Source organism: Idiomarina zobellii (genome assembly GCF_900100855.1).
In the GTDB taxonomy this organism is placed as follows: Bacteria; Pseudomonadota; Gammaproteobacteria; order Enterobacterales; family Alteromonadaceae; genus Idiomarina; species Idiomarina zobellii.
In genome coordinates this window covers 46243-57035 of the sequence record NZ_FNCB01000016.1, presented here as the reverse complement: position 1 = coordinate 57035, position 10793 = coordinate 46243, and the positions used below count along the sequence as shown (strand labels likewise).

12 protein-coding genes are annotated in these 10793 nt (G+C 46.0%); 9 read left to right on the top strand and 3 right to left on the bottom strand.

Translation table 11 applies throughout. From position 1 onward, the window contains the following. The first annotated feature begins 94 nt into the window (after positions 1 to 94). The 3 genes from BLT32_RS11480 to BLT32_RS11470 all read left to right on the top strand — a co-directional run bounded on the left by BLT32_RS11480 (position 95) and on the right by BLT32_RS11470 (position 1973). Complete coding sequence (locus BLT32_RS11480; RefSeq protein WP_074668980.1) at positions 95 to 1126, top strand: IS110 family RNA-guided transposase; 1032 nt, start codon at positions 95 to 97, stop codon at positions 1124 to 1126. Between the two features lie 266 nt (positions 1127 to 1392). After that, positions 1393 to 1704 carry a helix-turn-helix domain-containing protein gene (locus BLT32_RS11475; protein ID WP_235444012.1) on the top strand — a complete coding sequence of 104 codons (312 nt, stop codon included), beginning with the start codon at positions 1393 to 1395 and terminating at the stop codon, positions 1702 to 1704. A 5-nt stretch (positions 1705 to 1709) separates the two neighbouring features. Then, a complete protein-coding gene (locus BLT32_RS11470; RefSeq protein WP_143020965.1) occupies positions 1710 to 1973 on the top strand; it encodes a type II toxin-antitoxin system HipA family toxin in 264 nt (87 codons plus the stop codon). Here the strand turns inward: BLT32_RS11470 and BLT32_RS11465 are convergent. Then, on the bottom strand, positions 1966 to 3357 hold the full coding sequence (locus BLT32_RS11465) for an MBL fold metallo-hydrolase RNA specificity domain-containing protein (RefSeq protein WP_053954400.1): 1392 nt from the start codon (positions 3355 to 3357) through the stop codon (positions 1966 to 1968). The two genes, BLT32_RS11470 and BLT32_RS11465, sit on opposite strands and share 8 nt — an antisense overlap. 204 nt (positions 3358 to 3561) lie before the next feature. On the opposite strand from BLT32_RS11465, the gene abiEi reads away from it, so the two are divergent. Next, the gene (abiEi, locus tag BLT32_RS11460; RefSeq protein ID WP_053954399.1) at positions 3562 to 4137 is read left to right on the top strand and encodes a type IV toxin-antitoxin system AbiEi family antitoxin; all 576 of its coding nucleotides are present in this window, start codon (positions 3562 to 3564) and stop codon (positions 4135 to 4137) included. Continuing rightward, complete coding sequence (locus tag BLT32_RS11455; protein ID WP_053954398.1) at positions 4127 to 5023, top strand: nucleotidyl transferase AbiEii/AbiGii toxin family protein; 897 nt, start codon at positions 4127 to 4129, stop codon at positions 5021 to 5023. The genes abiEi and BLT32_RS11455 overlap by 11 nt, the downstream gene beginning before the upstream one ends. 107 nt (positions 5024 to 5130) lie before the next feature. On the opposite strand, the gene BLT32_RS11450 is transcribed toward BLT32_RS11455, so the two are convergent. Together BLT32_RS11450 and BLT32_RS11445 are read right to left on the bottom strand one after the other, a co-directional pair. Beyond that, positions 5131 to 5754 (bottom strand): ImmA/IrrE family metallo-endopeptidase, encoded by a 624-nt coding sequence (locus tag BLT32_RS11450; RefSeq protein WP_053954397.1) that lies wholly within the window; start codon positions 5752 to 5754, stop codon positions 5131 to 5133. Then, positions 5754 to 6293 (bottom strand): hypothetical protein, encoded by a 540-nt coding sequence (locus tag BLT32_RS11445; RefSeq protein WP_143020964.1) that lies wholly within the window; start codon positions 6291 to 6293, stop codon positions 5754 to 5756. The genes BLT32_RS11450 and BLT32_RS11445 overlap by 1 nt, the downstream gene beginning before the upstream one ends. Positions 6294 to 6743: 450 nt before the next feature. On the opposite strand from BLT32_RS11445, the gene BLT32_RS11440 reads away from it, so the two are divergent. The 4 genes from BLT32_RS11440 to BLT32_RS11425 are packed head-to-tail and all read left to right on the top strand — an operon-like array spanning position 6744 to position 10762. Further along, positions 6744 to 7703 carry a Wzz/FepE/Etk N-terminal domain-containing protein gene (locus BLT32_RS11440; protein ID WP_053954407.1) on the top strand — a complete coding sequence of 320 codons (960 nt, stop codon included), beginning with the start codon at positions 6744 to 6746 and terminating at the stop codon, positions 7701 to 7703. 1 nt (position 7704) lies between these two features. Then, positions 7705 to 8790, top strand: a complete 1086-nt coding sequence (gene rfbB, locus BLT32_RS11435) for a dTDP-glucose 4,6-dehydratase (protein WP_053954395.1) — start codon at positions 7705 to 7707, stop codon at positions 8788 to 8790. Then, on the top strand, positions 8787 to 9665 hold the full coding sequence (gene rfbA, locus BLT32_RS11430) for a glucose-1-phosphate thymidylyltransferase RfbA (protein ID WP_053954394.1): 879 nt from the start codon (positions 8787 to 8789) through the stop codon (positions 9663 to 9665). Before rfbB ends, rfbA begins: the two co-directional genes overlap by 4 nt. Beyond that, positions 9662 to 10762: a DegT/DnrJ/EryC1/StrS family aminotransferase gene (locus tag BLT32_RS11425; RefSeq protein ID WP_053954393.1), complete on the top strand. Its 1101-nt coding sequence runs from the start codon at positions 9662 to 9664 to the stop codon at positions 10760 to 10762. Before rfbA ends, BLT32_RS11425 begins: the two co-directional genes overlap by 4 nt. Positions 10763 to 10793: the final 31 nt, after the last annotated feature.

Below are 10793 nucleotides of genomic sequence, written 5' to 3'. Positions count from 1 at the left end.
TGTAGCCTGATGAGATGGTCCCCTCCCTCTTACGGCATCGCAATGTGCCAATATAGAGGTTCAAGCTTCTATAGAAACAGAGTGGAGAGGACCAATGGCTATTGTAAACAGAATTGCACTGGATTTGGCAAAGGATTTTATTCAGGTTTTGGCGCTGGATGAAAATGAGCAGGAAGTGTTTAATAAAAAGCTGCGCAGCAACAAGGTGTTAGCGAAGCTGGCAACATTGAAACGTACAGATGACTGTGAAGTGGCGGTTGAGTCCTGCGGCATGAGTCATTACTGGCGCCGCGAATGTGAAAAACTGGGTTATAAAACGGTGGCGCTGCCACCACGCTTCGTCAAAGCGTATTTGCAGGGTGAGAAGAACGATGCAAATGACGCCCGGGCGATAGCCGAGGCGGCATCACGGCCTAATCGTCAGACGGTCAGGCTGAAAAGTATTGAGCAGCAGGATTTAGCTCTGATGGTGAATCAACGGGAAGGCTTCGTGCAGACGAGAACGCAGTTCTCGAACCGGCTAAGAGGTCAGTTGGCTGAGTACGGTATTATTTTACCCAAGCGGGTTAGTACTATATTGCAGAGAGTGCCGGAGATACTGGAAGATGACAGCAATGCGCTGACGCTTCAGTCCCGGGACCTCATCAACCGGTTGTATCAGATGCTGCGAGCGGTCGATGAAGAAGTAAAAGCACTGGATAAGCGCTTAGCGGCACAGGCTGATAACAACGAAGACAGCCGCAGGCTGATGACGATACCGGGCATCGGCCCGATAACAGCAACATCGTTGTTGGCTCTGATAGGCGATGTGAATGAATTTAAGCGCGGCCGTAACCTGTCGGAATATCTGGGGCTGGTACCACGGCAAAACAGCAGCGGCGGCAAAGACCGTTTAGGTGGTATTACCAAAAAAGGCAATACCAAGCTGAGGACACTGCTGGTGCACGGTGCGCGCTCTGCGCTGCGGGTCGCGCAGCAACGTGATGACCGGCTGAGCCTCTGGGCACAGGATGTTGCCAAACGCAGGGGCAACAATGTTGCCGCAGTGGCACTGGCCAATAAGCACGCCCGGATAATCTGGGCGATGTTAAAGAATAAAGAAGATTACCGAATGGCTGCTGCTTAACAGCAACAGCGTTTAGTAAAAGAGCAAAGCGAAGGTTCATTCCTTCCGGGAGTTGCAAACGTAAGCAGGATGGTAAAATAGGGTAAACCGACGGCAACTGAGACTGGATAGCGTCAGTACACTCAGTACGTTAGCCTGATAAGCCAGTTGCCGTGCGGAGTTCATCCAGGCCAGGTGCGCGAAGCGCACCATAAACAGGCCGTATATATGCGAGCGCCCCGACATTTACCACAGGCTCACGTTGCAAAAACGGGAGGGGACCATATATGACGTTATTACGTCAGGTGCGGTCCAGAACAGGAGCCCCCATGCTGCTGGAAGCAAAAGACACAAAAACCATCGGGCGCATTGCCAAAGTCGTGCGGCAGCAACAAGAGTTGGATCAGACAACAGCTGGCGCGTTTGCAGGCTGTGGCATTAATTTTGTGAGTCAATTCGAAAACGGCAAGCCAACAGTGCAACTGGAAAAAGCCCTAAATGTACTGAATGCGCTTGGCATAAAAGTTTATTTAGACATTCCCGACAGCGCTTCAAGTGACAAGCTCACCGAATTAACCGGACGCCTCAATCATGAGTAGTGCACTTGTCGCAACCCATTGGCGACGCTCATCATTTTGGGCGGGTGACACGACAATCTGTTTTAGCGTTCGCAGAAGGCTTAGGGCTTAACAAGCCCGTCGCAGAGCGAGAAATAGAGCGGCTGTGCAAAAGCATTCAGCAAGAAGCCGACAAACTTATCACCGAGCTTGAGCAACAGCCCAATTTTGAGTCAAAAGCCGGCGAGCTGCAGCTACTACGCAATATACGATACCGCTGTATTGGGGAATTCGCGAGCCAACTCAGCTGACGACTATCCCATACCGACCTTTTATTTTCGCTGCTAACGCCAAACGGGCGTCGGGCTCGCCGTGAATTAAACGTATGCGCTTCACCGGTTCATCGGTGGCATCAATAAAGTCTAAAAGCTCTTGCTGGTCGGCGTGAGCGGAGTAGCCACCTAAAGTATAAATACCCGCTTTAATCCAGACACGTTCGTGGTCTAAGTCGACATAGCCGCCGCGCGGGCCGTAGGTTTGAATATCGCGCCCCGGGGTTCCGGCAGCCTGGTAGCCTACAAACAACACATCGGTGCGCGAGTCGGGCAGCAAGGCTTTTAAGTAATTGAGCATACGTCCGCCGGTACACATACCGCTGGCGGCAATAACAATGCAGGGGTCGCCGCTGCTTTTTAAATAATTCACCACGCGCTCATGGTCACCGTGGTCGTCTACCGTCATCATGCGATCGAAGTTTAACGGATGCCGGTCTTCTTCTACCCGTGCCAATGCCTCTTCGTCCCACAACGCCTTCATGGCTCGGTACTGTTTGGTAAATTGCGCGGCCAGTGGCGAATCTAAAATAACCGTCATTTTGTGCCATACGGCATCCGCTACCCCAGTCTCCGCTTCCTTAGCCCTTGCTTTATGAATAATGTCTTCTAACTCGTACAAAAGCTCTTGCGTACGGCCAATACTAAACGCCGGAATTAAAATAGTGCCTTTGTTCTCCACACAACGCTCAACCACCGACTTCAGGCGTTGCTCGCGGTCAAGGCGCGACTCATGGTTCTTGTCGCCGTAAGTGCTTTCCAGCAACAGAAAGTCGGCGCGCTCCAGCGGGGTAGGGTCGGGCAGCAACGGCGTGTTTTTACAACCCAGGTCACCCGAGAACACCACACGGTAGTGATTATTCACATTCTCAATTTCCACATAAGACGACCCCAGAATATGGCCCGCCTGACGAAAGCGCAGCTTAAAGCGCTCAGTAGAGAAGTCGGCAGGCAGTTCTAACCAATCATCGTACTCCACCGGCTGTAGCTGGCGCTGCAGGCGAGTCACTACTGCATCAATAATATCGGCGTTGCGGGTTAAGCCCACCTTTAACGCGTCTTCAATCACCAGCGGCAACAAATGGGCGGTAGCTTTCGTGCAGTAAATAGGGCCGGTAAAGCCGGCAATTAACAACCAGGGAATGCGACCTACGTGGTCAATGTGGCAGTGGGTCACCACCAACGCCTGCACCTTGCTAATATCGAAGTCAATTTCCTGCGTGTTTGAGTCCGCGCCTGAACCCGAGGTCTCCGCCCCTTGAAACAGCCCGCAGTCAATTAAAAGTGAGTGGTCACTGTCTAACAACAGTTCGTGGCAAGAGCCCGTAACGCCTTCAAACGCGCCGTGATGAATAACATCCATGTGTAGGTTCCGTCTCGTTTAAAACAACCAGATTACAAAAACCAACGGAAAAGCGCTATCGGACAAAAGGGTGATATTGGATCATTCCAAATAACCGAGGTCTTTAAGTTTACAGTAGGTTATCTTTTTTGATAACTAATTGTAGACCTAATTGGTTGCTTGGTGTACGCTAGGTTATTAAATTTATTAACCTAATGCGAACCTATGAGCATACATCAGTTGAAAGGTAAGTTACATGCGTTGCAAAAATATACATATCATGCGCTTGTATCTATGCCACAATTTAAGATGTTAATGCCAGAATATTCAGACGATGCACTAAAAGTCCGTCTAAATTACCTGGTAAAAAAAGGCGTCCTTCAAAAGGTTTGTCGGGGAGTATGGGCTTTTCCTGAAAGCCACTATTACCACTCGACGAGTATTTTGCACTTACCGCATTTGGTGCGGCCATCAAGCCTTAATTACCTCAGTTTGGAATCTGTACTCAGCAAATATAGCGTTATTAGTCAGCAGATGTTTGATTATGCCACTGTAATGACAACGGGGCGGAGTGGGACATTTAAAACTCCGCTTGGGACGCTCGAGCTTACACATACTAAGCGTGACCCAGTGGCAATCACTAATGAGACGTATCCATTAGATGATTACCCATTGAGAGAAGCGACAATAAAGAGAGCGTACTTAGATTTGAAAAACGTCGGACGAAATCTCGAATTGGTTGACCAGGATGCTTTAAGTGAAGCGATTACAAGACAAGGAAGTGATAACTATGAACATTAAATCTCTTGCGCAAAAAATTTGTGCTGATTCGTCTGAGTTAGCGGGTCTTACAACAACAGTTGAAAAAGAGCTGCTCCATTATGAAGTACTAGCTTCAATGGCAAAGCACGGTTTTCTTAAACAACTTACCTTTCAAGGTGGTACCTGTCTGCGAATGATGTATGGATCGAGTAGGCTATCGGAAGATTTGGATTTTGTCGGCGGCGCAGATTTTGACTTTGATCAGCTAGCTCATCTTCGTGATTGCCTACATGAAGACCTGTCGCAAAGGCACAATCTTAAAGTCAATGTGACTGAACCTAATTATGGAAAGTTATCGAATAAAGAGGCGATTCAGGTAGGCCGTTGGAAAATATCTATTGAAACCGAGCCTGATAAGAAAAGCCTGCCATGGCAGAAAGTGAAATTGGAAGTGGCAACAGTTATTGCCCATACGCAAGTTCTAAGGCCGCTTGTAAAAAGCTATCCTAGTGTTCCCGATGCCTACGTAAGCATTCTTCTCAACTGTGAAACACTCGAAGAAATTGCTGCTGACAAGTTTGTTGCTCTAGCCCTGCGCCGTTCGATTAAAGCACGAGATGTTTGGGATATTGCTTGGCTAAATCAGCGTAATGTACAGGTAGATGCGGAGTTAGTCCGAACCAAGTTTCAGGACTATCATCAACCTGCCGGTTTTGAAGCGCTTTCCGGGCGGTTACAAGAACTACCTTCTTATATGGCTTCAGGTGATTTTGAGCAGGAAATGCGGCGCTTTCTAGACTCATCAACGGTCGCAAATAGTATCGAACAAGATGGCTTTGTCGACTATGTTACCGATACGGTTACCCGAATGGGCGACCAGTTGTTACGCGAGCAAAGTGGTGGGTCATCGGAATTTAAGATGTAAGTTAATGTGGCCTGATGCTATGGCATAAGGTGAGACAGCACCTGACGTAAGTAACGTCAGTTTAAATGCAAGAGACCTGCGCTATCGGACAAAAGGGTGATATTAGACTACTTCAAATACCCAAGATTTTGCAGGCGATAGCGCATAGCGTCTCGAGAGACATCAAACTTGCTACTGAACAGTTCTAGTAGTTGTTCAGTGGTAATTTTACGCTCTTCTTTTTTTAGAAGCTCACGCAACCGGTCAATTTCCTGCTTAATTAGTACAGCAGGCATTAACAATTGAGCTGCGAAGCGGTTAGCGCGTGTTTCTCGGTAAGTACTTGTTTCGTCGCGGTTAAGCGTGACAATACTGTCTGTTATAACTTCGTCGTAATTACTGTCATCAATGTGCGGATATACGTCATAAACAAGGTGTCCAAGTTCATGAGCAAGAGTAAAACGTTGTCTTACTGGTGGCTCAGTCGGGTTTACCCAAATATGAATAGAATGAACCTGCCCGAAGTCATCTCTTTCAACCTTAACGAAGCCAGACTTTGTCAAATTCTCAAAGTCGAGCTCGTTGCTAAAGCGAACCCCAGCGATTGATTTGACTAAAGCATCGACATTAATAGGAAGTTCCAGATCTGCAACAGGTTTGCCCGTGCATTTTTCAAGAAAGTCATTGGCAGAGCGCACATTCTCAAGTTGCTGAACAGAGAAAGCTGTACTTTTAAATGCTGTTGCAGTCATTATTCCTTCCTCCCATCATCATCTTCAAGAATGTCGCTTGTATCGTTACTTGCCTGTGCAGATTCGTCGCTATCTTGTTTGTTCATTTTGTCTTCGAGGTAAGTGACTAAATCCCTATTAAGCTCGTTAAATAAGTCTTTTTTCAATGCGTCTAACTTTTTATTGAAGTCATCACTTTTTAAGCCTGCGGACAGGTATGCGGCCATTTGTTCATTATTAGACAGTTTTTTTTCTAGGTTTGCTTCAGCTTCGTCAACAACTTGCGCTACTTCGCGTTTCTTGTAGTTTTTAATTAAGACAAAGCCTATCACGCCTGAAACAGCTACCAATAGCCCGACAATTGAAATAATTATACTATACCAAAAGAGGCTAGAGTCATACGTAGATGTATAGCTTTGGCTTACAAGGAGTTGCGACTTCTCTATGGAGTCAACCTTTCCTTCGTACTGAGCACTTTTTAGCTGTAACTCTCTCATCTGCGCTTCAAGCTCTGATATTTGGTTTTGTAACTCTTCTGTATCCTTATCATTTATGCTCATAACTGCATCCATTCAGTTGTTTATATTTGCATTATAGCAAATTTTAAAAGTTCTGGTTTAACTGCCGTTCAGCGCTAACTTTCAATCAGCCGAAGCTTTACTTTCAATTAGCCGCAATTCAAAGCGCAACGAATATATCCAGGAGCTGGAGTAATATAGCGTTACAGTTATGTACACAATAGAGTTTAATGCGACAGTTGTGTCAAATTAATAATCGGCAGATTCGGCAATACCGGTTTACCCCGCCGGTAATGTAATCCGGTAACTGAACTAACCGCTTAAAATATCATCAATTGCTAACAATAAAGCCTTTGTAGGAAAAGGGCTGCATGCGGTATGATACCTGCTTGATCAAAATTCAGAATAGTACGAATAAATCACATAATTACCCGCACCACCGGCCTATGGGAACCGCAACCCATGGGCGGTAGCGTGCCTGAAGGCCCAACAATGACAAACGATACTCATAACTACGACCCTCAACGGCATTCGGATTACCAAGACGACGAAATAGATCTGCGCGAGCTGTTTGGCATTATTTGGCAGGGCAAATGGTGGATTATTGCCATTACTTTTGTGTTTGCTGTGGGCTCGGTTATTTACTCATTAAGTCTGCCGAATATTTATAAGTCAGAAGCGACATTGGCACCGACCGAAGAAGCCAGTGGTGGTGGACTCTCGCAAATGGCGGGGCAATTAGGTGGTCTGGCAAGCCTCGCTGGCGTTAACTTAGGTGGCAAAAATGCCGACAAAACGACTATAGCGCTGGAGATTTTAGAGTCTCGTGCCTTCATAAAAGGCTTTGTCGAAAAGTACGACATATTGCCAGAGCTTATGGCAGTAGAAGAATGGAGCCGAGGTGCTGGTATTGTATTCGACAATGAGCTGTATAACCCGGATACCAATGAGTGGGTAAGAGAAGTCGAACCGCCGCAGCAGCCCAAACCAACGAGTTGGGAATACGTAAAAGTGTTCAGGGAAGAAGTGCTGGAAGTCAGTAAAGACGACACAACCGGTCTCGTAACAATAGCAGTAAACCATCAATCTCCAGAAGTAGCCGAGCAATGGGTGGTCTGGCTGATTGAAGAAATAAACAACCACATGCGCGAAAGAGACATTCAGGAAGCGCAGCGAAGCCTGGAATATTTAGACAAAGAACTGCAAAGCACCTCATTAAGCGACATGCAACAGGTGTTCTACCAGCTAATCGAAAAGCAAACACAAACCATAATGCTGGCGAATGTGCGACCTGAGTATATTTTCCAAACACTAGACCCTGCCGTAGTCCCAGAACAAAAAGCCAAACCATCGCGCGCACTAATTTGCATTATTGGCACCTTCTTAGGTGGCTTTTTAAGTGTTGGCTTTGTGTTAGTCAGAAACATATTCAGAAAAGAAGATGAAAAGTAGTATGAAGATACTTGTTACAGGCGGTGCAGGCTTCATAGGCTCAGCCGTTATCCGCCACTTAATCAATGACACTAACCACAGCGTGGTCAATGTTGACAAGCTCACCTACGCAGGCAATTTAGAAAGCCTGGCATCAGTCAGCAACAATAACCGTTATGCATTCGAGCAAGTCGATATTTGCGACGCTAACGAAATAAAACGAGTATTCGAGCAGCATCAACCAGATGTTGTTATGCACTTAGCGGCAGAGTCTCACGTGGACCGCTCCATTGACGGTCCCGGTGAATTTATGCAAACCAACATTATTGGCACTTATACGCTGCTCGAGGAGACAAGAGTCTACTGGCAAAACCTGCCGGAGAATCAAAAGGCGACGTTTAAGTTTCATCATATATCGACCGACGAAGTGTATGGTGATTTACCGCATCCTGATACACACGAAGGTGAGCTACCGTTATTCACAGAAACCACTGCTTACAAGCCTAGCTCACCATACAGCGCGTCAAAAGCCAGTAGTGATCACTTAGTTAGGGCGTGGCACCGCACCTATGGCCTACCAACTGTTATTACTAACTGTTCAAACAACTATGGTCCTTACCACTTCCCGGAAAAGCTCATTCCATTAATGGTATTAAATGCCTTAGACGGTAAACCCTTACCGGTTTACGGCAAAGGCAACCAAATACGAGATTGGCTGTATGTGGAAGACCATGCTCGAGCATTGGTCAAAGTAGCAGGGGAAGGTCAGGTGGGTGAAACCTACAATATTGGTGGACATAACGAAAAGCAAAACATTGAAGTGGTCACCACCATTTGCGACATACTCGATGAGTTAGTACCCATTAACAGCTCGCATAAAGACCTAATAACTTACGTTGAAGACCGCCCGGGTCATGACATGCGCTACGCCATTGACTCAACTAAAATTAAAAAGGACTTAGGCTGGGTGCCCGAAGAAACATTCGAGTCCGGTATACGTAAAACAGTCCAATGGTACTTAGACAATCAGGAATGGTGTCAGCGAGTGCAGGACGGGAGCTACCAGCGAGAGCGGCTAGGAAGTGCGCAGTCAGGAGAAGTGGCATGAAAGGAATAGTGTTAGCAGGCGGCTCAGGTACACGCCTATACCCAATAACAAAAGGTGTGTCGAAACAGTTACTACCTATTTACGACAAGCCAATGATTTACTATCCGCTGTCGGTACTAATGTTGGCGGGTATCCGTGAGATACTCATTATTTCCACACCAGAAGACTTACCGAATTTCGAAAAGCTGCTGGGCGATGGCTCTCAGTTCGGTATAGAGCTTAGCTACAAAGAGCAGCCAAGCCCCGATGGCTTAGCTCAAGCCTTTATCATTGGCGAAGAGTTTATTGGTGATGACAGTGTCTGTTTAGTACTTGGCGATAACATTTTTTATGGCCAAGGTTTTAGTCCGAAACTTCAGCATGCTGCAAAACAAACATCGGGTGCAACCGTATTTGGTTATCAGGTAAAAGACCCCGAGCGTTTTGGGGTTGTAGAATTTGATGACAATAAACGAGCTATTTCAATTGAAGAAAAGCCAGCAGAGCCTAAATCGAATTATGCAGTGACGGGACTGTACTTCTATGACAACGATGTTGTGGATATAGCCAAACAAGTCGAGCCCTCTGACCGAGGAGAGCTTGAAATTACCAGTATAAACCAAGCTTACCTAGAGCGTGGTGACTTAAATGTAGAACAGTTAGGCCGAGGCTTTGCCTGGTTGGATACTGGCACGCACGAAAGCTTATTGGAAGCCGCTCAGTTTGTTGAGACCATTGAAAAGCGTCAGGGGTACAAAATTGCCTGCCTGGAAGAAATAGGCTACCTACAAAACTGGCTGAGCTGGGAACAAGTACAGCAGGCCGGTCAAGATTTGCGAAAAAATGGCTACGGCGAATACTTGCTTAGCCTTAAACCAAAGAAGTCATCAGTATGATACCTGTTACAAAGCCTTATCTTCCTGCCCGTGAAAAGCTCGACAAATATATTGACGGTATTTACGAGCGTGAATGGCTGACGAATAACGGTCCTTTAGTACAAGAGCTGACCAAACGTTTAGAAGAATATCTTGGCGTTGAAAATTTACTGTTAGTTTCTAATGGTACCTTGGCGCTGCAGATTGCCTACCGCGCGCTTGGTGTTAGCACAACTAACCGTGACGAAAAACCTGAAGCCATAACCACGCCTTTTACGTTTGTCGCAACAGCAAGCTCTTTAAAGTGGGAAGGCGTGGAGCCAGTGTTTGCAGACATAGATCCTGATACTTGGTGTTTAGACCCTAAAAACATCGAAAAAGCTATAACGCCACAAACCAAAGCTATTGTGCCTGTACACGTGTTTGGTAATGCCTGTGAAGTTGAAGCTATTGATGAGATAGCTAATAAGCATGGTTTAAAAGTGATTTATGATGCCGCTCATGCGTTTGGGGTGAATTACAAGGGAGAAAGTTTATTGCGGCATGGAGATGCGGCTACTCTAAGCTTTCATGCGACAAAGCTGTTTCACACCATTGAAGGCGGGGCTATTGTCTTTAAGAGAAAAGAAGACTTAGAAACAGCAAAAAAAATGATGAGCTTTGGCATTACGGGGCCTGATGCTATTGAAGAGCTTGGAATTAATGCAAAAATGAATGAGTTTCAGGCTGCTATGGGGCTATGTGTTCTGGATGAAATGGAAGAGAATCTAAAAGCTCGCGCTACTGTGTGGCACCGTTATGAGCGAGAATTGAGCCAGTCGTTGCAATTACAAGTGAAGTCAGAAGATCAAGATTATAACTATGCCTATTTCCCCGTTGTATTTGAAAGTGAAGAACGAGCCTTGAAAATAACGGAAGATTTGAAGAAAAATGGTGTATCGGTGAGGCGGTATTTTTACCCTTCATTAGACTCAGTAGAGTGCTTAGGGGCACGGAGTCCACAACCAATATCTAAAAATATTGCGAGCCGTATATTGTGTTTACCAGTATATACAACTTTAGAAGAAAATGAGCAAGAAAGCACCTTAAATCTTCTTGTTAACTCTTTAAGCAACTAGCTCTTCCAACTGAAATTAACTGCAAATTCAA